We start from the raw sequence: 23,498 nt of genomic DNA, 5'->3' as shown, positions 1-23,498 counted from the left end.
CAAGGACGCAAAGGGAACGGCGCACCGGCGCCGGCCGAGACGGCACCTTCCCAGGCGGAGAGCCCGGCGACCCTCGGCGCCCGCCTTCGACGCGTGCTGTTCGGAGCGCCGAGGGACGTCCAGGACCCGCGCACGCATCACGGCATCTCGCTCGTCGCGCTCCTCGCGTGGGTGGGCCTCGGGGCCGACGGGCTCTCGTCGTCCGCCTACGGTCCCGACGAGGCATTCCGGGCGCTCGGCCACCACACGTCGCTCGCGGTCGCGCTCGCGCTCGCCACCGGCCTCACGGTCCTCATCATCTCGGTCGCCTACGGGCAGATCATCAAGCGCTTCCCCTTCGGCGGCGGCGGGTACGTGGTCGCGACCGAGCTGCTCGGGGCGCGGGTGGGGGTCGTGTCCGGGGCGGCGCTGCTCGTGGACTACGTGCTCACGATCTCCGTGTCGATCGCCTCGAGCGGGGACGCGATCTGGAGCTTCCTCTCCGGCGGCTCCAGCCCGTGGAAGCTGCCCGCCGAGATCGCCGCCATCGCGCTGCTCGTCGTCCTCAACCTCCGCGGCGTGAAGGAGTCCGTCTCCTTCCTCGCGCCGATCTTCGGCCTGTTCCTCGTCACCCACGTGATCCTGATCGCCGGCGGCGTCGGCTCGCACGTCACCGAGGTGCCCCGCGTCGCGGGGGAGGTCACGCATGGCCTGCGCGCCGGCGTCGCCGAGCTCGGCGCGGTGGGCCTCTTCGCGGTCTTCCTCCGCGCCTACTCGATGGGCGCCGGGACGTACACCGGCATCGAGGCCGTCTCGAACGGCATCCAGATCATGCGCGAGCCGAAGGTCGCGACGGCCCGCCGGACCATGACCTACATGGCGGTCTCGCTCGCGGTGACGGCCGCCGGGATCCTCGTCTGCTACCTGCTCTTCCGCGCGGCGCCGGAGCCGGGCAAGACCATGAACGCCGTGCTGCTCGAGCGGTTCGCCGGCGGCTTCCGGCCCGGCGGTCTCGCCGTGGGCCACGGGTTCGTGGTCGTCACGCTGCTCGCCGAGGCCGCGCTCCTCGTGGTGGCCGCGCAGGCCGGCTTCATCGACGGTCCGCGCGTGATGGCGAACATGGCCACCGACTCATGGCTGCCGCACCGGTTCGCCCAGCTCTCCGACCGGCTCACCACGCAGAACGGCGTGCTGCTCATGGGCGCGGCGTCGCTCGCGACGCTCTACTACACGCGGGGAGACATCACCCGGCTCGTCACGATGTACGCGATCAACGTGTTCGTGACGTTCTCGATCTCCCAGTTCGCCATGCTGCGCTACTGGCGTCGCACCCGGACGGCCGGCCGCCGGCGCGGGCTCGCCATCCACGGGGTCGCCTTCGCGCTCTGCGCGTCGATCCTCGCGGGCACGATCTACGAGAAGGGCGAGCAGGGCGGCTGGATCACCATCGCCGTGACGGGGCTCGTCGTCGGGCTCTGCTTCGTGATCCGGCGGCACTACCGGGCCGTGCAGGACAGCCTGAAGCGGCTCGACGCGATCCTCGAGGTCCTGCCGCCGGCGCCGGGTGGTCCCCGGCCGGCCATGGACCCGCGCGCGCCCACCGCGGTGCTCCTCGTCGGGGGCTACAGCGGCCTCGGCGTGCACGCGCTCCTCACCGTGCAGCGCACGTTCCCCAACTTCTTCAAGAACTTCGTCTTCATCTCGGTCGGGGTGGTGGACTCCGCCGCGATGAAGGGGATCGAGGAGGTCGATCGCGTGCGGGCGCGCACCCAGGCGAGCCTCGAGCAGTACGTGGAGCTCGCGCACCGGCTGAAGCTCGCCGCGGACTGGCGCATGGACCTCGGGACCGAGGCGGTGGACGTGGGGGAGCGGCTCTGCGCGTCCATCGCCCAGGAGTTCCCGCGCGCGGTGTTCTTCGCCGGCAAGCTCGTCTTCCAGAAGGAGCGCTGGTTCCAGCGGCTGCTCCACAACGAGACCGCCTACGCGCTCCAGCGCCGGCTCCAGTTCCGCGGGCTCTCCGCGATGGTGATGCCGGTGCGGGTGCTCGCCGACGGGGGGTGAGCCGGCGCGGCGCTCCATCCCCGAGCCGCCGCGCCCCGACCGCCCCCCGGGAGCTCGACCGCGACGAGACCGCAGCCCAAGTCGCGGGTCGCGTCAGGTGGTCGCCGGGATGCCGCCGGGCGGCACCCGGTGGGCCGGCGAGCGGCCCCAGGCGCGCAGGCGCAGGCCCAGCGCGAGGAGCAGCGCCCCGAACAGCACGGCGTACGCGCCCACCCAGAGCGCGAGCGCGAGCGCGCCGGCCGCAGGAGCGGCGAAGAGCAGGACGCCGAAGGCCACGGACAGCGCGCCGGAGAGGCCGAGCAGCCACTCTCCGCGGATGCGCTTGCGCAGGCGCACGGCCGCGACGATCTGGGCGAGCCCCGTCACCACGGCCCAGCTCGCCACGACGAAGACGAGCGCTAGGGCGCCGATGCCGGGCCAGCCGAGCGCGACGGCGCCGGCGAGGATGCTCAGGATCCCCTCGAAGGCGAGCGATCCCCAGCGCGGCTCGCCGCTCGGGCGCCGGAAGGCGAGCGCGAGGAGGATCGCCCCGTTCACGATCGCGTACACGCCGAAGAGCACCACGAGGGCGAAGAGGCTCGCCTGCGGAGCGACGAACGTCAGGACGCCGAACACGATCGCCGCCACGCCGCGGAGCGCGAGGGCCCACCACCGATCCGCCAGCAACAGGTACGTCATGGCCGCTCTCCTCTCGACGAGGCGAGGCGGCCGGGGCCCGCGGCCTTGGCGACCGCCGCGCGAGCGTCGTGTGGTTTCCGTTGCGAGGGGATCCTGGGGACGGGCGCGGGGCCCCGCAAGGCAGCGAACGCCCTGGCGCGCGCACGCGCCGCGGCCTGTCCGCGCGCTCGGGCGCGGTCGAAGCGGTGCGGGACGGAGCGAAGGGTCCTACGAGCTCACGACGGCGACGCGACGGATGGTCTCGACGAGGCGCTCGATCGCGAACGGCTTCTCGAGCACGTGCTGCACGTCGATCCCGAGCGGCGCCTGGCCGGTCATCACCACGACGGGGATCTCCGCGAGCCGGGGGTTCCGCTTCTGCAGGTCGCGGAACTGCCAGCCGCTCATGGTGGGCATGCCGAGGTCGAGCACGATCGCCACGGGGCTGAGCCCGGTGTCGAGCTGCGCGAGCGCCTCCGCGCCGTCGCGCGCGAGATCGACCGAGAACCCCTCGTTCGAGAGTCGGTGCGCGAGGGCATCCCGGAGATCCTGATCGTCGTCCACCACGAGCACGCGCTGCCGCATGCCGCCCGTTTGCCACGCTCCGGCCGCGCGGGCAAATTCAGGCAGGCGGGCGGTCGCGCGCCGCGCGCGGCGCGGAGCGAGACGCCATCTCGCGGTGCTCGAGGGCGCGAGGCGGCGGAGCTGCGCCCCTGCGTGTTCCGGCGCTTCGCACCCAGCTCCGCGCCACGTCGACCCGGCAATCGACGCGACCGCGTCTCGCCCGCGCGCACGCATCCCCTCGTGGAGATGCGGCGATACGTCAGGTCGGATCGGGTCAGCGCGCCGCGCGCTGCTGCGCCTGGATGGCGGTGAGAGTGATCGTGAAGACGATGTCCTCGACGAGGCAGCCGCGGCTGAGGTCGTTCACGGGCTTCGCGAGCCCCTGCAGCATCGGGCCGATGCTCACCACGTTGGCGCTGCGCTGGACGGCCTTGTAGGTGACGTTGCCGGTGTTGAGGTCGGGGAACACGAACACGGTGGCCTGGCCCGCCACCTCCGACTTCGGCGCCTTCTGGCGCCCGACGGCGGGCACGATGGCGGCGTCGTACTGGAGGGGCCCGTCGATCGGCAGGTCCGGCCGCTGGGCGCGCGCGAGGTCGGTCGCGCGCTTCACCTTCTCGACGTCGGCGCCCGCGCCGCTCGTCCCGGTCGAGTAGGAGAGCATCGCCACGCGCGGCTCGATCCCGAACGCGCGCGCGGAGTCGGCGCTCTGGATGGCGATGTCGGCGAGCTGCTCGGCGGTGGGGTTCGGGTTCACCGCGCAGTCGCCGAACACGAGCACCTGCTCGGGCAGGCACATGAAGAAGACGCTGGAGACGAGCTCGCAGCCGGGCACCGTCCGGATGATCTGCAGCGCCGGGCGGATGGTGTGCGCGGTGGTGTGGAGGGCGCCCGACACGAGGCCGTCCGCCTCGTCGAGCGCCATCATCATCGTCCCCACCATGATGCTGTCGCCGAGCTCGCCGGCGGCGACCTCGGGCGTCATGCCCTTGCTCCGGCGGCGCTCGACGAGCGGCTCCACGTAGCGCGGCGCGATCTTCACCGGGTCGACGATCTCGAGCGACGCCGGCAGCGTCACGCCGTGCTTCCGGGCGACGTCCCGGACCTCGTCGGGCGCCCCGAGGAGCACGCAGCGCGCGATCCCGCGCTCCTGCACGATCGAGGCGGCCGCGATGGTGCGCGGCTCGGTCCCCTCGGGGAGCACGATGCGCTTGTTCGCCGCGCGCGCCGCCTCGACGAGGCGGTGGCGGAACGCGGGGGGCGAGAGCCGCCGCTTGCGCTGCGCGCGGACGACCCCCGAGAGCCACTCGCCGTCGATGCGGTCGGCGACCGCGTTCATGACCCGCTCCACCCGCTCCACGTCGTCCGGAGGGATCTGCAGGTTCATCGCCGCGACGGCGCTCGCCGCCGCGTAGCTGCCGTCCTCCACCGCGAGCACGGGGAGGCCGGTCGCGAGCGCCGGCTCGCACATGGCGAAGACGTGCTCCTCCGGCACGACGCCGCCGGTGAGGAGGAGCCCCGCGAGCGGCATGCCGTTCAGCACCGCCAGGGAGGCGGCGACGACGATGTCGCTCCGGTCACCGGGGGTGATGATGAGCGTCCCGGGGCGGAACACCTTGATGGAGCCGGGCACGCTCATCGCGCACAGCGCCACGCTGCTGATCCGCCGGTGCTCGTGATCGCCCGCGCGCAGCACCCTGGCGCCGAGGGCTCCGGCGAGATCCTTCACGCGGGGCGCGGCGAGGTCGCCGCGGGAGGGGACGATCCCGATGGGCCGGAGCTTCTCGCCGCGGAGCGCGGCCGCGTAGGCGTCGAGCTCGGCGGCCGGCACGTCCTCCGCCTCGGCGGCGGCGTCCACCCAGTGCGTGCGCCCCTCCGCCGTGGGGGAGGCGCCCGCCGCTCCGGCGCCCGTGACGCGGTTCAGGACGCAGCCGACTGCGCCCCCGTCCACGTCGGCGCCGAGGCCGCGGGCCGCGATCGCCACCGCGTTCGCGAGCTCGGCGGGCGTCTCGCCGCGCGGCGAGCCCACCACGACGAGCTCCGCGTCGAGCGCCTTCAGCATGAGCGCGTTGACGCGCGTCGAGTAGACCATGCCCGGCTCGGGCGCCATCCCCTCGACGACGAGCACGTCCGCGCCCTCGGCGGCGCGGGCGCAGAGCGCAACCACGCGCTCCATGAGCGTCTGGTCGTCGCCGGTCGCGAGCAGCTCCTCCGCCTCCGCGCGGGCGATGGGCTCCGGCGGATCGAGCTGGGCGCCGAGCCGCACGAGGGCCGCCGCGCGGTTCTCGCCGCGCGGGGCGATCGGCTTCGCGAACGCGACGCGGACGCCGAGGCGGTCGAGCGCGCGGACGAGGCCGATGCAGACGGTGGTGACGCCGACCTGGCGGCCGGCGGGGGCGACGAGGAGGGTGCGGGGCATTCGGACCTTCGGGAGGCAGCGGGGGCTAGGCGGCGCAGCGCCGGGCGGCGACGATCTGGGCGGTGTCCATGGCGATCATGAGCTCCTCGTTCGTGGGCACCACGATGACCCGCGGCCCGCCCGGCCGCGTGATGACGCCCCGGTTGCCCTTGCCGGCGACCGCGTTCAGCTCCGGATCGAGCGTGAAGCCGAGGAAGCCGAGGAGCTCGACGACCTTCGCGCGCACGAGGGTGGCGTTCTCGCCGATGCCGCCCGTGAAGACGAAGGCGTCGAGCCGCCCGAGCGAGACCACCATCCCGGCGGCGGCCTTGGCCACCGAGTAGCAGAACTTCTCGATGGCCAGGGCGGCGCGCTCGTGCCCGCTCGCCGCCGCGTCCTGCAGCGTGCGCATGTCGTTCGACAGGCCGGAGATGCCGAGGAGGCCGGAGCGCTTGTTGAGCTGGTCCATCACGTGGCTGGCGTCGCGGTGCAGGGCCTTCTTCATGTGCGCGATGATCGACGGGTCGATGGACCCGGAGCGCGTGCCCATCACCACGCCGTCGAGCGGCGTGAGGCCCATGGTCGTGTCGACGCTCTGGCCGTTGCGGACCGCCGCCAGCGAGCAGCCGTTCCCGAGGTGGGCGGTCACGATGCAGTGGTCGTGCGGCGGCAGCTCGAGGAGCTGCGCCGCCTGCTCCGAGACGTAGCGGTGGCTCGTGCCGTGGAACCCGTAGCGCCGGACCTCGTGATGCTCGAACCACTCGTACGGCACCGCGTACAGGTAGGCGCGCGGCGGCATCGTCTGGTGGAAGGCGGTGTCGAACACCGCCACCTGCGGCAGCTCGGGGAAGAGCTCCTGGGAGATCTCGATGCCGCGCAGGTTGGGCGGGTTGTGCAGGGGGCCGAGCGGGATGCACTCGCGGATCTTCGCGACCACCTCCTCGGTGATCGGCATCGAGCCGGAGAAGCGCGCGCCGCCGTGCACGACGCGGTGGCCCACGCCGGCCAGCCCCTCGGCGAGCCCGATGCCCCGGAGCAGCTCGACCACCGCGCGCAGCGCCTGGTCGTGATCGGCGTGGTTCAGGTCGCGGCTGTGGCGGTGGCCGTCGAGCTTCCAGTCGAGCGTGGCGTGCGCCGAGTCGAGGCGCTGGGCGATGCCCGAGATGCGCTCCGCGCCGGACCCGGAGTCGATGACGGCGAACTTCGCCGACGAGCTTCCGCAGTTCAGGACGAGGATGTTCAAGGCAGCCTCCGCGGTACGGGATCCACGAGCCGACACCGGCTCGGCCGCGCCCCGTTCCCGAGGACGCGACAGGATGGACGACGATTGATCCGGGATCCGTAAGCCTCGCGGACGACTCGATGGCTTCGGACCAACACGATTCGCACATCGCGATCGGCGCGCGCAAGAGGTCGCGCCGGGATTTTTCCGCATCCCTCGCGCGGACGACGCATCGCGTCGCTACCGCGATCGGGGCGACTCGAGCGATCGAGGACGAGCGCGAGCCCCCGCGGCGGCGACGCGAGATTGACCGCAATCAAACGGCAATGGCCCGGCGAGGTCCTCGAGCGGCTCGCTTTCCGGGCGCTCGCCTACCAGAGCCAGGTGCCGGGAGAAGGATACGGCTCGCGCCGATCGAGGTACCGGAGGCCTTTCACGCAGCGTACGATGAGCCAGATCGCGACGAAGGCGAGCAGCGCGACCCCGATCACGGCGAGCGAGAGGAGCAGGCCCAGGAACGCGTAGAGGAGGCCGATCCAGAACGTCCGGATCTGCAGCCGGAAGTGCGTCCGCAGCCCCTCGGGCGCATCGCCCTGGTAGACGTACGCGATCACGACGCCGACGAGCGAGGTCACGCCCACGACGAGCGACGCGAGGTACAGGACGTACACGAGCTTCGCCATGGACTCCGCCTTCGCGACCTGCTCGGCGGTCGCGGCGGGGAGGGCGGTGCTCTGGGTGGGCTCCATCGAGGCTCCGGGCTGAAGGCGGTGGACGTGCGCCGGATGTTACCCGGAGCGCGCCGTCCGACGCCGTCCATTCGACGAAGCCCCGGCCCGCTCCGCCGAGGCTGTAGAATCCTCGCCACAGCCATCCTCGAACCTCCACGACAGAGGCACCCTCATGAAGCTCGCCGTCTCCCTGCTGTGCCTGCTCTCGCTCCCCGCGATGCCGCTCGCGGCGCCGCCGGCGGGGGATCCCTTCGCCGGCGTCCGCTTCCTGTTCGGCGACTGGCTCGCGAGCGAGGGCAGCGGCAAGCCCGGCGAGCAGACGGCCGGGAGCTTCTCGTTCTCGCTCGGCCTCGACGGGCACGTCGCCGTCCGCCACGCGCGCGCCAAGTTCGCCCCGAAGCCCGGGCAGAAGCAGGGGGCGAAGCACGAGGATCTGATGGTCCTCTCCCCCGGCGCGGCGGGGCTCCGCGCCACCTACTGGGACGACGAGGGGCACGTGATCGAGTACGGCGTGCGATCCGAGCCGGGCCGCGCCATCTTCGAGTCCGCCGCCCCGGCGGCCCCCGGCCCGCGGTTCAAGCTCGTCTACGAGCAGAAGGCCGGGGACGTCGTGGAGGTCACGTTCTTCGTCGCCCCGCCCGGCGGGGAGTACCAGCGGTACGTGAGCGGCCTGGCGCACCGCAAGTGATGCGCCGGGCACACCTGAATCGCGGGCCCGCCCCGGCGGCGGCCGGAGCCGCGCGGGGCCGATGAACGACGGCTCGCGATGCGCGAGCACCTTCGGCGTCGCGCATCGCGCCGTCGTTCTGCGGATCCGGATCGGTCGTTCAGCTCGCCGTGGCGCGCTGCGCGGGGGCGGGCGCGCCCGCCTGGCGGCGCTCGTCCACCGCCTCGCGCAGGAGCGCGCGGGCCTCGCGCAGCGCCTCGACCGTCTGGTCCCAGCCGAGGCAGGGGTCCGTCACCGAGCACCCGTACCTGAGCTGCGAGAGCTCCGCCGACATCGGCTGGCTCCCCGTCTCGAGGAAGCTCTCCATCATGACGCCCACGATGGAGCGGTTCCCCTGGCGGATCTGGCTCGCCACGTCGCGCATCACGAGCGGCTGGAGCTCCGGCTTCTTCCAGGAGTTCGCGTGCGAGCAGTCGATGACGATCGTCTGCGGGAGCCCGGCCTTCGCGAGCGCCTGCTCGGCGATGGCGACCGAGACGCTGTCGAAGTTCGGCCGGCCGCCGCCGCCGCGCAGGACGAGGTGGCCGTACCGGTTGCCGCGGGTGCGGATGACCGACGAGCGCCCCTGGTCGTTGATGCCCAGGAAAGCGTGCGGCCGCGCGGCGGAGAGGATCGCGTTCACCGCGCCGTCGACCTCGCCGTCGGTGCCGTTCTTGAAGCCGATGGGGGTCGAGAGCCCGGAGGCGAGGTTCCGGTGCGTCTGCGATTCGGAGGTCCGCGCCCCGATCGCCGTCCAGGTGATGAGGTCGCCGCGGTAGTGGGGCGCGATGGGATCGAGCGCCTCGGTCCCGGTGGGGAGCCCGAGCTCGGCCACCTCCAGGAGGAAGCGGCGGGCCAGCTCCATGCCCTCCTTCACCTGGAAGGAGTCGTTCATCCGCGGATCGTTCGTGAGCCCCTCCCATCCGACGGAGGTGCGGGGCTTCTCGAAGTACACGCGCATGACGAGGTACAGCGTGTCGGAGACCTCGTCCGCGAGCTCGCGCAGGCGCCGCGCGTAGTCGAGCCCGGCGTCGGTGTCGTGGATCGAGCACGGGCCCACGACGACCGCGAGCCGCGGGTCGCGGCGGTCGAGGATCGCCTCCATCGTCCGGCGCCCCTCGGCCACCGTCCGCGCGGCGCGCTCCGAGGCCGGGATCCGCAGCTTCACCTCCTCGGGCGGCAGCATCGCGTCGAACGCGGCGACGTTCAGGTTCTCCAGGGCGGGAGGACCGCGGTGCCCCGCCGACGTGAGCTCCACGCGGACGAAGCCGGCGATCATGTCGCGGTAGAGCGTCTCGACGAGCTCGGGCTCGATGCCTTCCTCGCCGGCGAGCGCCCGCACGTTCCGCACGACCTGCTCCTCGCGGGCGGGGTCCTTCACGCCGTCTGCGGCGCTCTTGAAGCGGGCCGCCTGGAGCGCGTAGCCGCGGCGCTCGGCGAGCAGGGCGACGATGCGGCGGTCCACGTCGTCGATGGACGCGCGCACGTCGCGCAGCGTCATGCAGTCCGGCAGCGAGATTCCACGTTTCTTTTCGTCGTTCACGGCTGAGCCCTCGGGCGAAGGTGGCGGCCGTCCGGAGCGGCGGACGGAGTGAGGCGGGAGCAGGAGCGAAGCGTCCCCCCCGTCCAGGCCCGAGCGATCTCGATGGTGCGGGGTGGTCCTTCGCTACGCGTAGGAGCCCACCCAGCGCCCAGGCCGGGGCGGGGGGCTGCTAAATCGATACGCGCTCACGAACCGAAGGATCACGGAGCCACCATATCCGGCCCAGTCGCGTTTCACAACCACCGAGCGGTGGGGCCTCGGCGAGCGGTGGGAGGTCGGGGAGGGATCCCGGGCCGTTGCGGGCTCAGGCTGGGGGCTTCTCCGGCGCCTCGCGCCGCACGATCCAGAGCGCCGCCGGCAGCGCGGTGAAGTCGGCGAGCATGGCGAGGAGGAACGCGCCCGCGGTGACCATCCCGAACTGGCGGAGGGGCGGGAACCGCGAGAGGGCGAGCGCGAGGAAGCCCGCGGCGTCGATGAGGGTCGCGAACACGATGGCCCGGCCGGCCACGCGGAGCGTGTGGCGGAGCGCGCCGTCGAGGCCCCCGGCCCCCCCGCCCGCGTGCTGGTGGTGGACGAAGTGGTCCGGGTCGTTCTCGGTGGTCCCGAGCAGGGTGGTGGCGACGAGGATCGTCGCCACGTTGAGGGACGCGCCCGCGAGGCGCATCGCGAGGAACGTGACGAGGATCGCGAACACCGATGGGATCATGGCCATGAGCCGCGCCGACGCCGACCGGAACACCGCGAGGAAGGCCGCGAAGATGAGCGCGGCGGTGATGGCGAAGCTCTCGCCGAGCGTCGGCACGAGGCTCGCCCCGACCTTCCCGGCGAGGATCGACTCCCCGACGACCCGGAGCTCGGCGCCGCGCAGCGCGGGCGCCTCCGCGACGGTCCGTTCCCACGCATCGCGCGCCGCGGCGGTGAGCGCCGCCACGCCGGGCCCGTCGCCGCGCTCGAACACGACGGTGAGCTGCGCGCTGGCGAGCGTCCCGACGTCGACGAAGCCGCGGAGCTCGGGCCCGGCGAGGAGGAGCTGCTCGAGGTCCGCGACCGCCGCGGCGAACGCGGCCGGGTCCTCCGGGAGCGACTCGCCCTGGCCGGCGGCGTAGCGACGCATCCGCAGGATCGAGGTCGGTCCGACGACCGAGGTGACGCCGGGGATCGCCTCCACGCGCCGGGTGAACCGATCGAGCGGCCGGAGCACCTCGGGATCGGTGACGGCGCCGGGCGGCGTCCGCACCCACAGGCGCGCGACGTTCAGCCCTCCGACGTTCCGGCGGAAGAACACCAGGTCCCGGTGCACGGGCGAGGCGGGGTCCACGTACTCGAGCACGTCGAGCCCGACGCCCATGGGCGCGAGCCGCCCGGGCACGCCGAGGAGCGCCACCAGCCCGGCGGCGGCGAGGCCCAGCGCCCCGGCGACGAGCGGCCAGCGCCAGCGCCAGGTGAACCGCGGCAGCGCCGCCGCGAGCCGGTCGTACAGGTGGGCGCGGATCTCCACGGTCCGCCGCGTGGGCGTGCGGAGCGCGCGCTGGAGGGCGGGGAAGAGCGTGAAGACCACGACCCAGGCGATCGCGAGCCCGGTGGCGGTCCAGATCCCCATCTCGCGCACCGGGCGGATGCGGGAGACGGCGAGCGCCGCGAAGCCGAGCACGGCGGCGGCGCTGGACGCGGTCACCGGCAGGAGCTTGTTCGCGAGCGCGGCGAGCTGGTGACGGGCGGGGTCCACGCCCTCGGGGGCGTCCACGAACCGCGAGTGCAGGTACACGAGCGAGGCGAGCGTCGTCACGAGGACCGTGAGCGGCACGAGGGTCGAGACGATCGTGAAGGGGAACCCGAGGAGCCGCCCCGCGGCGGTGGCGAGGGCCACCGCCGCGCCCAGCGTCAGCAGGAGCGCCACGAGCGCGCGCACCGAGCGGTAGAGGAACAGCGCGACCGCGACCACGAGGAGCCCGAACACCGGGAAGTTGCGCCGCGACGCCTCGCGCGACTCGCGCTCGATCCAGGCGTCGACGTAGGGCCCGCCCACGCGGCGCACGCCCGTGAGGGCGTCGCCGCGCGACCGCTCCACCGCCGCGTCGATCCGGGCGAGCGCGGCGTCGCGCGCGGCGGACGTCGCCGCGTCGAACGTCACCGCGACCCCCAGGAAGCGGTCGCCGACGAGCCCCTGCCGTGCGAAGAAGCCGGTCCCGCTCGCGAACCGGCGGAGCGCCTCGGCCGCGGCGGGGTCGGCGGTCGGCGACGTTCCGGGGCGCGCCCGCGCGTACGCGTCGAGGATCGAGACGGGCGTCGTGCCCGGCAGCGCCCGCAGGGCGTCCTCCACGGCGGCGACCTGCGCGAGCGCGCGCGGGCGAAAGGGCTCGTCCGCCTCGAGGAGCAGCATGACGGTCGGGCGCTCGGGGAAGATGCGCTGGAACTCGCGGGTCGCGACGAAGTCCGGGTCCGAGGGGACCACGAGCCGGTCGATGGCCCCCTCCGACGGGATCCCCGCGGCGAGCCACGCGGCCACCGGCACCGCGAGCGCGTAGAGCACGAGGATGGGGACGCGGAGCGCCACGATCGCGCCGAAGACGCGCTCGATCCGCGAGCGGGGCATCCGCGGGAGAGTAGCACCGCGCCCGCCCGCGCCGCGGGTCCCGTCGCGGTGGGGGCGCGCGGCTGCGGCGAGGGGCCGCGCGCGGGCAGACACCTCGAGTGTCGCGACCCCGGTGGGCTCACCTCGCTCATGACGTTCCGGGACGCCCGACGCGCGCATACCGTGCGGGGATGCGCGGCGTCTCGCTCCCGCTCGTCCTCGTGCTCGGCCTCGCGCTCGCCGCCTGCGCGCCGGCGCTCCGGAAGCCTGCGGTCCTCCCGCCGGCCACTCGCGGGGCAGGGGCGGCGGCCGCGGCGAGGCTCCTCGCCGACGCGGACGCGGCCTTCGGGCGGAGGCCCGATCCGGCCGCGGTGCGCCGCGCGGAGGCGCTGTACCGCGAGGCGGCGCAGGCGGACCCCGGCGCCGTGGAGGGACCCTACGGCGCGGCGCGCGCCGTGATCTGGCTCGCCGAGCACGAGCGCTCCGCGGCAGAGCGCGCGCGGCTCGCGACCTCCGCGGTCGAGCTCGGCCAGCTCTGCGAGGCGCGCGCGCCGGAGGAGGCGCGCTGCGCGTACGCCCTCGCGCTCGGGCTCGGCATCCAGGCGCGCGAGCGGAGGAGCACGGCCGCGGAGGGGCTGAAGCTCATGGTGGAGCGGCTCCGCCGCGCCGCCGCGCGGGACCCCGCGCTCGACGAGGCGGGGCCCGAGCGCGTGCTGGCGCTCCTCCTGCTGCGCGCGCCGGGGTGGCCGCTCGGGCCCGGGGATCCCGAGGCGGGGCTCGCGGAGGCGAAGAAGGCCGCCTCGCGCGCCCCGGAGTTCCCGCCGAACCTGCTCGCGCTCGCGGAGGCGCTCGCCGCGAACGGCGATCCCGCAGCGGGCCGCGCCGCCGCCGGGCGGGCGCTCGCGCTCGCGGAGCGGCGCGCGGCGGCGGGAGAGCCGGACGCGCCGGAGTGGGTGGTGGAGGCGCGGCGGCTGCTCGCCGCGCCGGCGCAGGCGCCCGACGCGCGGGAGCCCCGCAGCGAATCGAGCTCCGCCGGACGAAATATCGGCTGAGCCCGCGCGTACCGGGAGAAAGCGATGCTCACCTTCCTCGTCTGGCTCGCGCTGCTCCTCGTGTGCTGGCCGCTCGCGCTCGCGGCGCTGATCCTCTATCCGCTCGTCTGGATCCTGCTGCTCCCGTTCCGGATCCTCGGCGTCGCGGTGAACGGCGTGCTCGCGCTCCTCGGGGCGATCCTGCTCTTCCCGGCGCGGCTCTTGCGAGGCCCGAGCGCGCTCCGTTCGCGCGGAACGGCGTCATGACCTCGCGAGCGAGGTGATCGCGCTGCGCGGCCGCGACGCCCGCGGTCCACCCGCGGGCGAAGCGAGCGCGCCCAAGAGGCGCGTCCTCCGTCCGATCAGAAGCTCAGGAACAGCATCGCGCTCCCGAGGAGCGCGATGAGCGCGGCGCCGACCAGCGCGTAGTCGGTCCCGTGCTCGCGCCAGGCGTTCCGCACGACGGATGCGAAGGGCATGGTGACCTCCGTTCTTCCTGCGGCGGCCGGGGACTTCGCCGTCGGTGCGAGTGGGCGCCTGCTGCGCAATCCTGTCCATGCCTCGAATGCGTGTGACATTGATCGCTATCAATTGAGACCTGCGCTCAAACGCGCACCCCGAGCCCTGGAGAGCGCAGTGAATTCGGCCGGATGCCTCTTCCGCGAATACCGGAAAAGCCTCGAACCGCCTGTGGATAGCTAATTCGGGGCACATTGCGGAGGGGTGCGGTGTTGTGGTTGCTTTGCGTCGTGACGCAAAAATGGGCTGCGACATTTTCGTCGTTGCGCAAGATCTTCGCGATCGAGCGCCTCGGGCCGCCCTCCCCGGCGCTCGCGGCGGGCAGGGGGCGCGGCCTCTTGCGCACGCTCCTCTCGCCGGAGCCGCTCCCCAAGGATCCGGAGGTGCCGCGGCCCGCGAGGCGCGGCTGGCTCCGGCTCCTCTTCGCGGTGGAGCCGCTCTCTCGCGCCCCCGCCGCGCCGCCGCGCGCGCGCCGCGCCCGCTGGATGCGCTGGCTCTTCGGCCTCGAGCCGCTCGACCCGCCGTAGGAGGAGGCGCCCATGGAATCCGCCCGACACGTCTTCCGCGTCCTGTTCCTGCTCCTCGTGGTCGTCGTGATCTTCTCGGTCGGCCGGACCTTCCTCGTGCCGAAGTCGTACGGGGCCTACGGCCCGTACCGCTTCGACAACGTCGCGGAGCAGGCCGCCGTCCGCCCGCCGCAGCACGGCGGCTCGGCGTCGTGCGGCGCGTGCCACGCGGAGCGGCTGAAGGCGGTCACCGCCGGCGCGCACCGCAAGGTCGGCTGCGAGGTGTGCCACGCGCCGCTCGCGAGGCACGTCCGGGACGGCGCCAGGAGCGCGCCGATGCCGGTGGACCGGTCGTTCACGCTCTGTGCGCGGTGCCATCGCCGCATCGAGGGGCGCCCCGCCGCGTTCCCCCAGATCGTCCTCGCCCAGCACCAGGGCGGCGTCGAGGGGACCGCCTGCATCGACTGCCACGAGCCGCACTCCCCGAAGCTCTGACAGGAGGCCACGATGGACGAGACCGAGAGCGACGCCCGCGCACCCGCCCCGCCGCCGGCGCCGGAGCCCGTCGGCCGCCGGGAGTTCCTCGCGAACGCGCTCCGCCTCGGCGGCGGGGTGCTCGTGTTCCTCTCCGGCGCCCCCGCGCTCGGAGAGGACCACGTGGCGGAGGGCTACGACTGGACGCAGCACCGCTACGCCTACCTCATCGACACCGAGAAGTGCATCGGCTGCGGCTCCTGCGTCCGCGCGTGCAAGGCCGAGAACGGCGTCCCCGACGGCTTCTTCCGGACGTGGGTGGAGCGCTACGTCGTCTCGCCGGAGGCCTCGCACGTGGACTCGCCGAAGGGCGGGCTCGACGGGTTCCCCCCGATCCAGACGCCGTTCACGCCGACCAAGTCCTTCTTCGTCCCGAAGATGTGCAACCACTGCAAGGAGACGCCCTGCGTCCAGGTCTGCCCGGTCGGCGCCTCGTACCGCACGCAGGACGGCCTCGTGCTGGTGGACGCCGAGCGCTGCATCGGCTGCGGCTACTGCGTCCAGGCGTGCCCCTACGGCAGCCGGTTCCTGTCGCCGACGACGCACACCGCCGAGAAGTGCACCTGGTGCTACCACCGCGTCACGAAGGGCCTGAAGCCCGCCTGCGTCGAGGTCTGCCCGACCGCCACGCGCCAGTTCGGGGACATGCGCCGCGAGGACGATCCCGTCCGGCTCGCCATCGCGCACGGGCGCGTGAGCGTGCTGCAGCCGCACCTGCTCACGGAGCCGCAGTGCTTCTACCTCGGCCTCGACAAGGAGGTGCGGTGATGCCGGAGATCAGCGGCTACGCGTTTCCGAACGACGTGCACGTCCACTGGAGCCTGATGATCGTGATGTACCCGTACATCACGGGCTTCGTGGCGGGAGCGTTCATCGTCACCGCGCTCTACCACCTCTTCGGAAAGAAGGAGTTCGAGCCGGTGGCGCGGCTCGCGCTCGCGACCTCCTTCTGCTTCATGGCCATCGCGACGTTCCCCCTGAACCTCCACCTCGGTCACGCCGAGCGCGCCTTCAACGTCGTCGTGACGCCGCACTTCTCCTCGGCGATGGCGGGCTTCGGCCTGCTCTACTCCGGGTACTTCGTCATCCTGCTGCTCGAGGTCTGGTTCGTGTACCGGCGCGAGATCATCGAGACCGCGCGCCGGAGCCGCGGCGTGAAGCGCGCGTTCTACGCCGCCCTCGCGCTCGGCACCTACGACACCTCGCCCGAGGCGCTCGAGGTCGATCATCGCGCGGTGAAGCTCCTCTCCGCGTTCGGCCTGCCCGCGGCGTGCATGCTGCACGGCTACGTCGGCTTCATCTTCGGCGGGATCAAGGCGAACCCCTGGTGGTCGACGCCGCTCATGCCGGTCATCTTCCTGCTCTCGGCGGCGGTGTCCGGCATCGCGCTGCTCGTGCTCCTCTACCAGGTGACCGCGAAGCTCGGGCGGCGCCCGATCGAGCGGGAGACGGTGCAGGCGATGGCGCGCTGGCTCTGGTTCTTCCTCATCCTCACCGTCACCCTCGAGCTGCTCGAGATCGTGCTGCTCGCGTACGAGAACTCCGACGCCTGGCACATCATCTCCCAGCTCCTCACCACGCGGCTCGAGTTCTCCTTCATCTCCGTGCAGATGATCGGCGGGAGCCTCGTCCCGTTCATCCTCCTCGCGATCGTGGTGACGATGAACGCCTACCTGCACGACCGGGTGCGGAACACGCTCGCCTCGGTCGCCTCGCTGCTCCTCCTCGTGCAGGTGTTCTCGATGCGCTGGAACGTCGTCATCGGCGGGCAGCTGCTCTCGAAGTCGTTCCGCGGCCTGCGCTCCGGGTACCAGCCGTCGCTCTTCGGCCGGGAGGGGGTCATCGTCGCGATCGCGCTGTTCGTCCTGCCGTTCGTGCTCCTGTGGGTGTTCGATCGCGTGCTGCCCATCGAGCGCGCGGCCCCGCCGGCGGAGCCGAGCCGCGAGCCCGCGGCGGAGCCCGCGCGCCGCACGGCGTGACGCGCGCGAGGGCCGCCGGGGCGGGTCCGGCGTCCTCGCTCTACCGGGGAGGCGCCCGTGACGGATCGGCTGGCGGAGCTCGAGGCGAGGCACGCGGAGACGGAGGAGCGGCTCCGGCGCCTGGAGCAGCGCCTGGCGGCCCTCGAGGGCGCTCCGGGCCGGGCGCGCGCCGCGGGCCGCGCGGGGACCCCCCGGTCGCCCGCCGCCGCGCCGCCGGGCCAGGAGCTCGCCGCGGCGCTCGGGAGCGTCTCGCTCGTAGGGCGCACGCTGCTCGTCCTGGCGGGGGCCTTCGTCCTGCGCGCGCTCGCCGACGCGGGGACGCTCCCGGCCGCGGTCGGCGTCGCCCTCGGCCTCGCGTACGCCGCCACGTGGCTCGGGTTCGCCCTGCGGGCCGGGGCGAAGGCGGGCGCGACGGCGAGCGCCGCGTTCCACGGCACCGCCGCCGCGCTCGTGGGCTTCCCGCTCGTCTACGAGGCGGCGTCGCGCTTCGGGCTCGCCTCTCCCCCGGCGGCCGCGGCGCTGCTCACCCTCTTCACCGCCGCGGCGCTCGCCGTCGCGGCGCGGCGCCGGCTCGAGGCGCTCGCGTGGATCGTGACGCTCGGAGGCATCGCCACGGCCGTCGCCCTCGCGGCCGCCACCGGGCGGCTCGGCCCCCCCGCGCTCTTCCTGGTCCTCCTCGGCGTCGCGACGCTGTGGCTCAGCTACGTGCTCGACTGGTTCTCGCTCCGCGCGCTGCCGGCGGTCGCCGCCGACCTCGCCGCGGCGGTGCTCGCGGTGCGGGTGGGCCTCGCGCGAGGCGGGGAGGGGGCCCTCGCCGCGTTCGCCGTGCTCACGCCGCTCATGGCGCTCTATCTCGGGACCGTCGCCACCCGCACGCTCCTGCTCCGCCGCGACGTGCTGGCGTTCGAGATCGCCCAGAGCGCGGCGGCGATCGCCGTCGGCCTCGGCGGCGCGGCGTTCGTGGCGACCCGCTCGGGCGCCGGCGCGTCCGCCATCGGCGCTGCGGTCACGGTGCTCGGGCTCGCCGCCTACGCGGTGGCGTTCGCGTTCCTCGAGCGCCCCCTGGACCGCCGCCGGAACTTCGTCTTCTACACCTCCGCGGCGGCGCTGCTCGTGCTCGCCGGGACGGGCCTCCTCCTCGACGGGCCCGCCCTGCCCGTCGCCTGGATCGCGCTCGCCGTCGCCGCTGGCGCGCTCGGAAGGCGACAGGGCCGGCTCACCCTCGCGGCACACGCGGCGGGGTACGCCGCGGCGGCCGCGATCGCGAGCGGGCTCGTCGCCCACGCGGCCGAGACGTCGCTCGCGTCGCCGCGCGTCCCGTGGACGCCGGTGACGCCTCCAGCGCTCGCCGTCCTCGCGGGGCTCCTCGCCGTCGCCTGGATCGGCGCCGAGGGAGGCAGGCACACCCGCGCCCAGCGCGTGCCGCGGATCGTGCTCCTCGCGACGCTCGCCGCGGGGCTCGCGGGGGTGGCGATCGGCTGGATCGCCCCCGCGGTCGCGGGCCTCCCCGGCCCGGGCGCGGACGCCGGCGAGCTCGCGGCGGTCCGCACGACGCTCCTCGTCTGCGTGACGCTCGGCCTCGCGTCGCTCGGCAGGCTCCCGGCCTGGTCCGACGGAGCCGCGCTCGCGTACCCCGCGCTCGCCGCCATCGGGCTCAAGATCGTGCTCGAGGATCTCCCCCGAGGACGGCCGGCGACGCTGCTCGTGGCCTTCGCCTGCTACGGCGCCGCGCTCATCCTGGTCCCGCGCATCCGCCGGCGGCGCGCGGAGGCGCCGGCAGCGCGGAGCGCCGCCTGAGCCACCCGAGCTCCTGAGCCCTGTGCCCTGACCCTCGCCCTGAGCCCTGCCCTGAGCCCTGAACGGGGCCCGGCGGCCGTGCCCACTCCGGGGCTCCCCTTGTTTGCGACTCCTACCTTCAGTGTAGGCTCCTCGCTCCCTTGCACGGACCTCCGGCGCGCAGGTGAGCCCACGCGTGCCGGGCAGGTGAAGGACGCGGCGAACTCGCACTCCGAGGACCGAAATGGCCAAGAAGAACGCCTTGCTGCTCTTGCCCCTGCTGGCGCTCGCCTCGCGAGCTCTCGCAGACGACGTCGTTGCCCTCGAGCCGTCCGGCCTCGCGCCTTCCGCGGAGACGGGCGCGCTCGTGGACGAATCCGCGCACCTCTGGTTCGTCGAGCTCGCGAGCCCGCCCACCTCGGAGGGCTCGAGCCTCGCCACGGTGCGCGCCCAGAAGAGCGCGTTCCGCGCGGCCGCCGCGAAGGCGGGCGTCCGCTACTCCGAGCGCTTCTCGTTCGACGTGCTCTTCAACGGCGTCTCCGTGTCGGTGCCGCCCGCCCAGCTCGGACGCCTCGCGCGGATCGCGGGCGTGAAGGCGGTCTACCCGGTCGAGACGATCGCGATGCCGGAGCCGGCCGAGGTCTCCGAGCCGGACCTCCTCACCGCCATCGCCATGACCGGCGCCGACGCCGCGCAGGAGGAGCTCGGGTTCACCGGGCGCGGCGTGAAGGTCGGCGTCATCGACACCGGCATCGACTACGATCACGTGGACCTCGGCGGCGACGGGGTCCCGCGCGCCAACAGCCCGTTCCCCGGCAGCCGCATCGTCGCCGGCTGGGACTTCGTCGGCGACGCGTTCAACGCCGACTCGAGCTCGGCGACGTACGACCCGACGACGGTTCCGGACGCGTACCCCGACGACTGCGCCGGCCACGGCACGCACGTCGCCGGGATCATCGGCGCGAACGGGAGGGCGCGCGGCGTCGCGCCGGACGCGCAGCTCGGCGCCTATCGCGTCTTCGGGTGCGAGGGCTCGACCAGCGCGGACGTGATGATCGCAGCGATGGAGGCGGCGCTCGCCGACGGCATGCAGGTCGTGAACATGAGCATCGGATCCGCCTACCAGTGGCCCCAGTACCCGACGGCCATGGCGGCGACGCGCCTCGTGAACCTCGGCGTGGTGGTGGTCGCCTCGATCGGGAACAGCGGCGCGAACGGGCTGTGGGCCGCCGGCGCCCCGGGCCTCGGCGAGAAGGTCATCGGCGTCGCGTCGTTCGACAACACGCACGCCATGCTGAAGGAGCTCACGATCTCGCCGGACGGGACGGCCATCGGCTACACGAACGCGACCGCCGCTCCGCCGGCGCCGTACACGGGCACGCTCCCGATGGCCCGCACCGGCACCCCGAGCTCGACGGCCGACGCCTGCGCCGCGCTTCCGTCCGGAAGCCTCGCCGGAAAGGCGGCGCTCGTCCGGCGAGGGACATGCTCGTTCTACCAGAAGGCCTTGAACGCCCAGAACGCGGGCGCGGCCGCGGTCGTGCTCTACAACAGCACCACGGGCCGCGTGAGCCCCACCGTCGCCGGGGCGGTCGCGATCACCATCCCGGTGGTCGCCGTCTCCGCCGCGGAGGGGGCGCTCATCGACTCCAGGCTGGCCGCCGGCTCCGTGGACCTCACCTGGACCTCGGACCTCGGGAGCTTCCCGAACTCCACCGGGAACCTCATCTCCGACTTCAGCTCCTACGGCCTCTCGCCCGATCTCGCCCTGAAGCCCGATCTCGGCGCGCCCGGCGGGTACATCTACTCGACCTACCCCCTGGAGCTCGGTGGCTACGCGAGCCTCAGCGGCACCTCCATGTCGTCGCCGCACGTCGCGGGCGCGGTGGCGCTCCTGCTCGAGGCGCGGCCGAGCACGCCGTCGCAGCGGGTCCGGACGATCCTCCAGAACACCGCAGAGCCGAAGCTCTGGTGGCGGGACCCGACGCTCGGTTTCCTCGAGACGGTGGGCCGCCAGGGCGCGGGCATGCTCCGGATCGATCGCGCCATCCTCGCCACCACCAGCGTCGAGCCGGCGAAGCTCTCGCTCGGCGAGAGCCAGGCGGGGCCGGTCGCGCGCACGCTCACGGTCACGAGCTCCGCCGACGCGCCGGTCACCTACGCGCTCTCGTTCGTGAACGCCCTCTCGGCGCGGGGGACGTTCTCGCCGGTGTTCAACACGTCGAACGCGAGCGTCTCCTTCGGCGCGCCGACGGTGACGGTCCCCGCGCAAGGGAGCGCGACCGTCGAGCTCACCGTGACGCCTCCGACCGGGCCGGACAAGGCGCAGTACGGCGGCTACGTGGTGCTCACGCCCTCGGGCGGCGGCGAGATCCTGCGGGTGCCGTACGCCGGCTTCGTCGGTGACTACCAGTCGATCAAGGTCCTCACGCCGGCCGGCGCCGGGCTGCCGGTGCTGGCTCAGCTCGTGGAGTCGAGCTACGAGGCGCGGCCCGCCGGCGGCACGTTCACGATGGCGGGCGACGACGTCCCGTTCGTCCTCGTCCACCTCGATCACCCGTCGCGCGCCCTGCGCCTCGACGTGACCGACGCCGCGAGCGGCAAGGCGTGGCACACCGCGCTCGCCGAGGATTACCTGCCGCGCAACGCGACGAGCGCCGGCTTCTTCGCGCTCGCCTGGGACGGCACGACCGCCGCCGGCACGAGGAGCTACGTCGTGCCGAACGGCAGCTACCTCGTCACCCTGTCCGTGCTGAAGGCGCTCGGGGATCCGGCGAACCCCTCCGACTGGGAGCGCTGGACGTCGCCCGTGGTCACCCTCGCGCGGCCTTGATCGCGGGTCCGTCGACGCCGCGCCGGTGTCCGGCGCCGCGCGCACGGAGTCGCCGATGAAACCGTCGGGCCGGTCCAGCGCGGACCGGCCCGACGCGTCTCTGGCCGCCGTGAGGGCTCCTGCGCGGCAAACCGCCACGCGCGTGAAAACCGAACTCGGGTGAAGCTCGAGCACCGCCGGGGGCGGAAGCGGCCCGAACGGGCGCTCGGGTGGATGTCGGGGGGCCGGAGACGCACGTGCCGGCGTCGGGTCCAGGTCGCTACGATCCGCGGTGGATACCGCTGATGCTCGCTCGTGTGATCTCGCCTCGCGGCCACGCGTCCCTCCTCGCCCTGGCGGCGCTCTGCGGCATCGCGCTCGCCCGGCCGGCGGGTGCGGACGTGCCCACCGCGCCGCGGGAGCAAGACGAGGCGCAGGCCGGGGAAGGGATGGACTGCGGCGGCGCGAAGCCCGCGGCGGGCGCGGCGCAGGAGGAGGGGGGTGGCGACTCCCCCGGCGCCGCGAGCGCGAAGCCGGCGGCGAGCGCGGGGGGCGCGAGGCCCGCCGGAGCGGGGGAATCCGAGGACGGCGCGGGATCGGTAGCGAGTGGCGTCCCGGACCTCACGTTCCGGCCGCCGCAGCGCCGAGGGCTGCTGCCGAGAGGGCACCTCCTCCCCGCCCTCGAGACGGGCGTCATCACGGGCGTGATGCTCGGCTGGAACGTCTCCATCGGCGGCGCGCCCTGGGCGCGAGTGACCGCGCACACCATCGGACGGAACCTCCGGGGCAGCTGGGTGCTCGACGAGGATCGCTTCTGGATCAACCAGATCGGTCACCCGTTCCAGGGCATCTTCCCGTACAGCGCGGCGCGCTCGTCGGGCCTGGGGTTCTGGGCGTCGACCCCGTACCCGTTCGCCGCGAGCGCGATCTGGGAGATCGTCGGCGAGACCACGCTCCCGTCGGTGAACGACCAGATCACCACGCCGCTCGCCGGGGTCGTGCTCGGGGAAATGTTCCACCGGGTGTCGGGCATGATCCTCGACGGGCCCCGCAGCGGCTGGCGCCTCGCGGCCGCGACGACCTTCGCGCCCATCGAGAGCATGAACCGGGCCCTCGTCGGCACGGACCCGCCGGCTCCCACGCCGCCCTCGCGCGTGCAGCTCCGCGTCGGCGCGCTGTCCTTCGATCCGGACCTCCGCGCCGGCGGGAACGAGGGGGTGGTGCCGGAGCTCGGCGTCCGCCTGAGCTACGGCCTCCCCGGCGATCCGCGCTTTCGGTTCGAGCGGCCGTTCGACCACTTCGAGCTCGAATCCACGTACTCGACGGAGAAGGACCCCCTCGCGACGCTCTTCGCCCGCGGCGTGCTGGCCGGGCGGACGTTCGAGGGAGAGCGGGTGCGAGGCCTCGCCGGCGTCGCGCTCCAGTTCGACTTCTCGGCGCTGCGTCGCCACAGCGTCTCCACGAGCGCGGTGGGGCTCTCCGCGGAGGGGCGCTGGGAGCTGGCGCCGCGCGTCGCGCTCGAGGGCGCCGCGACCGCGTCGGCGGTGCTCCTCGGCGCCGCCGGCTACCTGGGAGGCCGGCCGGTGCACGATCGCAGCTACCGGATGGGCCCGGGGGGACAGGCGCACCTCGAGGCCCAGCTGCGGGCGCTCGGTCGCATCGCCGCGCGGCTCGTCGCGCGTCAGTACCTCATCGCCGGCCTGGGATCCCTCCCCGGCCTCGAGCGCGTCTCGACCGTCACGGGCGCGCTCGAGCTGCGCGTCGTCGGCCCGCACGCGCTCGGCGTGGAGGGGCTCCTCTCGCACCACGCGGGCGACGCGGGGGGAGGCGCGCCCGCGCGCTCCGAGACGGGCACGGAGCTCCGCGCGTACTACGCGTTCACGGCCGGGGTGCGGTGAGCCCCCCGCC

General features: G+C 73.9%; 18 protein-coding genes. 11 read left to right on the top strand and 7 right to left on the bottom strand.

Features of this window, described 5'->3' with window-relative positions; translation table 11 throughout:
• The first annotated feature begins 93 nt into the window (after nucleotides 1-93).
• The gene (locus MLV88_RS02430; RefSeq protein ID WP_242336408.1) at nucleotides 94-2,040 is read left to right on the top strand and encodes an APC family permease; all 1,947 of its coding nucleotides are present in this window, start codon (nucleotides 94-96) and stop codon (nucleotides 2,038-2,040) included.
• 93 nt (nucleotides 2,041-2,133) lie between these two features.
• On the opposite strand, the gene MLV88_RS02425 is transcribed toward MLV88_RS02430, so the two are convergent.
• From MLV88_RS02425 to MLV88_RS02405, 5 genes are all read right to left on the bottom strand, one after another.
• A complete protein-coding gene (locus MLV88_RS02425) occupies nucleotides 2,134-2,718 on the bottom strand; it encodes an HdeD family acid-resistance protein (protein ID WP_242336411.1) in 585 nt (194 codons plus the stop codon).
• 207 nt (nucleotides 2,719-2,925) lie between these two features.
• Nucleotides 2,926-3,282, bottom strand: a complete 357-nt coding sequence (locus MLV88_RS02420; RefSeq protein ID WP_242336414.1) for a response regulator — start codon at nucleotides 3,280-3,282, stop codon at nucleotides 2,926-2,928.
• Between the two features lie 253 nt (nucleotides 3,283-3,535).
• Complete coding sequence (gene pta, locus MLV88_RS02415; protein WP_242336417.1) at nucleotides 3,536-5,680, bottom strand: phosphate acetyltransferase; 2,145 nt, start codon at nucleotides 5,678-5,680, stop codon at nucleotides 3,536-3,538.
• 25 nt (nucleotides 5,681-5,705) lie between these two features.
• Nucleotides 5,706-6,902: an acetate/propionate family kinase gene (locus tag MLV88_RS02410; protein ID WP_242336420.1), complete on the bottom strand. Its 1,197-nt coding sequence runs from the start codon at nucleotides 6,900-6,902 to the stop codon at nucleotides 5,706-5,708.
• Between the two features lie 350 nt (nucleotides 6,903-7,252).
• Nucleotides 7,253-7,630: a DUF4870 family protein gene (locus MLV88_RS02405; protein WP_242336423.1), complete on the bottom strand. Its 378-nt coding sequence runs from the start codon at nucleotides 7,628-7,630 to the stop codon at nucleotides 7,253-7,255.
• 154 nt (nucleotides 7,631-7,784) lie between these two features.
• Here MLV88_RS02405 and MLV88_RS02400 point away from each other — a divergent pair, with 154 nt between their 5' ends.
• On the top strand, nucleotides 7,785-8,300 hold the full coding sequence (locus tag MLV88_RS02400; RefSeq protein ID WP_242336426.1) for a hypothetical protein: 516 nt from the start codon (nucleotides 7,785-7,787) through the stop codon (nucleotides 8,298-8,300).
• 139 nt (nucleotides 8,301-8,439) lie between these two features.
• Here MLV88_RS02400 and MLV88_RS02395 read toward each other — a convergent pair whose 3' ends face one another.
• Nucleotides 8,440-9,861: a 3-deoxy-7-phosphoheptulonate synthase gene (locus MLV88_RS02395; RefSeq protein WP_308197052.1), complete on the bottom strand. Its 1,422-nt coding sequence runs from the start codon at nucleotides 9,859-9,861 to the stop codon at nucleotides 8,440-8,442.
• Between the two features lie 304 nt (nucleotides 9,862-10,165).
• Nucleotides 10,166-12,454, bottom strand: a complete 2,289-nt coding sequence (locus tag MLV88_RS02385; RefSeq protein ID WP_243336740.1) for an efflux RND transporter permease subunit — start codon at nucleotides 12,452-12,454, stop codon at nucleotides 10,166-10,168.
• Between the two features lie 170 nt (nucleotides 12,455-12,624).
• Between MLV88_RS02385 and MLV88_RS02380 the strand changes: the two genes are divergently transcribed.
• From MLV88_RS02380 to MLV88_RS02335, 9 genes are all read left to right on the top strand, one after another.
• Complete coding sequence (locus MLV88_RS02380) at nucleotides 12,625-13,485, top strand: hypothetical protein (RefSeq protein WP_243336738.1); 861 nt, start codon at nucleotides 12,625-12,627, stop codon at nucleotides 13,483-13,485.
• 24 nt (nucleotides 13,486-13,509) lie between these two features.
• Nucleotides 13,510-13,731 (top strand): hypothetical protein, encoded by a 222-nt coding sequence (locus MLV88_RS02375; protein WP_242336435.1) that lies wholly within the window; start codon nucleotides 13,510-13,512, stop codon nucleotides 13,729-13,731.
• 515 nt (nucleotides 13,732-14,246) lie between these two features.
• Nucleotides 14,247-14,510: a hypothetical protein gene (locus MLV88_RS02370; RefSeq protein ID WP_242336438.1), complete on the top strand. Its 264-nt coding sequence runs from the start codon at nucleotides 14,247-14,249 to the stop codon at nucleotides 14,508-14,510.
• 12 nt (nucleotides 14,511-14,522) lie between these two features.
• The gene (locus tag MLV88_RS02365; protein ID WP_242336441.1) at nucleotides 14,523-14,984 is read left to right on the top strand and encodes a cytochrome c3 family protein; all 462 of its coding nucleotides are present in this window, start codon (nucleotides 14,523-14,525) and stop codon (nucleotides 14,982-14,984) included.
• A 12-nt stretch (nucleotides 14,985-14,996) separates the two neighbouring features.
• Nucleotides 14,997-15,791, top strand: coding sequence for a 4Fe-4S dicluster domain-containing protein (locus MLV88_RS02360; protein WP_242336444.1), 795 nt, complete (start codon nucleotides 14,997-14,999; stop codon nucleotides 15,789-15,791).
• Nucleotides 15,791-17,002: an NrfD/PsrC family molybdoenzyme membrane anchor subunit gene (gene nrfD, locus MLV88_RS02355; protein ID WP_242354914.1), complete on the top strand. Its 1,212-nt coding sequence runs from the start codon at nucleotides 15,791-15,793 to the stop codon at nucleotides 17,000-17,002. Before MLV88_RS02360 ends, nrfD begins: the two co-directional genes overlap by 1 nt.
• Before the next feature lie 57 nt (nucleotides 17,003-17,059).
• Nucleotides 17,060-18,799: a hypothetical protein gene (locus tag MLV88_RS02350; RefSeq protein WP_242360481.1), complete on the top strand. Its 1,740-nt coding sequence runs from the start codon at nucleotides 17,060-17,062 to the stop codon at nucleotides 18,797-18,799.
• A 223-nt stretch (nucleotides 18,800-19,022) separates the two neighbouring features.
• Nucleotides 19,023-21,611, top strand: coding sequence for a S8 family serine peptidase (locus MLV88_RS23870; protein WP_277957382.1), 2,589 nt, complete (start codon nucleotides 19,023-19,025; stop codon nucleotides 21,609-21,611).
• Nucleotides 21,612-21,895: 284 nt separating this feature from the next.
• Nucleotides 21,896-23,488, top strand: coding sequence for a DUF3943 domain-containing protein (locus MLV88_RS02335; RefSeq protein WP_243336736.1), 1,593 nt, complete (start codon nucleotides 21,896-21,898; stop codon nucleotides 23,486-23,488).
• Nucleotides 23,489-23,498: the final 10 nt, after the last annotated feature.

The sequence above is a fragment of the Anaeromyxobacter soli genome, assembly GCF_022808855.1.
GTDB classification, from domain to species: domain Bacteria; phylum Myxococcota; class Myxococcia; order Myxococcales; family Anaeromyxobacteraceae; genus Anaeromyxobacter; species Anaeromyxobacter soli.
This window is presented reverse-complemented; position numbering and strand designations above follow the sequence as displayed.

What these genes read in the sequence shown, in the direction of transcription:
- MLV88_RS02425 (WP_242336411.1), bottom strand. Translation starts at nt 2,718, where the DNA reads ATGACGTACCTGTTGCTGGCGGATCGGTGGTGGGCCCTCGCGCTCCGC.
- MLV88_RS02420 (WP_242336414.1), bottom strand. Translation starts at nt 3,282, where the DNA reads ATGCGGCAGCGCGTGCTCGTGGTGGACGACGATCAGGATCTCCGGGAT.
- pta (WP_242336417.1), bottom strand. Translation starts at nt 5,680, where the DNA reads ATGCCCCGCACCCTCCTCGTCGCCCCCGCCGGCCGCCAGGTCGGCGTC.
- MLV88_RS02405 (WP_242336423.1), bottom strand. Translation starts at nt 7,630, where the DNA reads ATGGAGCCCACCCAGAGCACCGCCCTCCCCGCCGCGACCGCCGAGCAG.
- MLV88_RS02400 (WP_242336426.1), top strand. Translation starts at nt 7,785, where the DNA reads ATGAAGCTCGCCGTCTCCCTGCTGTGCCTGCTCTCGCTCCCCGCGATG.
- MLV88_RS02385 (WP_243336740.1), bottom strand. Translation starts at nt 12,454, where the DNA reads ATGCCCCGCTCGCGGATCGAGCGCGTCTTCGGCGCGATCGTGGCGCTC.
- MLV88_RS02380 (WP_243336738.1), top strand. Translation starts at nt 12,625, where the DNA reads ATGCGCGGCGTCTCGCTCCCGCTCGTCCTCGTGCTCGGCCTCGCGCTC.
- MLV88_RS02375 (WP_242336435.1), top strand. Translation starts at nt 13,510, where the DNA reads ATGCTCACCTTCCTCGTCTGGCTCGCGCTGCTCCTCGTGTGCTGGCCG.
- MLV88_RS02365 (WP_242336441.1), top strand. Translation starts at nt 14,523, where the DNA reads ATGGAATCCGCCCGACACGTCTTCCGCGTCCTGTTCCTGCTCCTCGTG.
- MLV88_RS02360 (WP_242336444.1), top strand. Translation starts at nt 14,997, where the DNA reads ATGGACGAGACCGAGAGCGACGCCCGCGCACCCGCCCCGCCGCCGGCG.
- nrfD (WP_242354914.1), top strand. Translation starts at nt 15,791, where the DNA reads ATGCCGGAGATCAGCGGCTACGCGTTTCCGAACGACGTGCACGTCCAC.
- MLV88_RS23870 (WP_277957382.1), top strand. Translation starts at nt 19,023, where the DNA reads ATGGCCAAGAAGAACGCCTTGCTGCTCTTGCCCCTGCTGGCGCTCGCC.
- MLV88_RS02335 (WP_243336736.1), top strand. Translation starts at nt 21,896, where the DNA reads ATGCTCGCTCGTGTGATCTCGCCTCGCGGCCACGCGTCCCTCCTCGCC.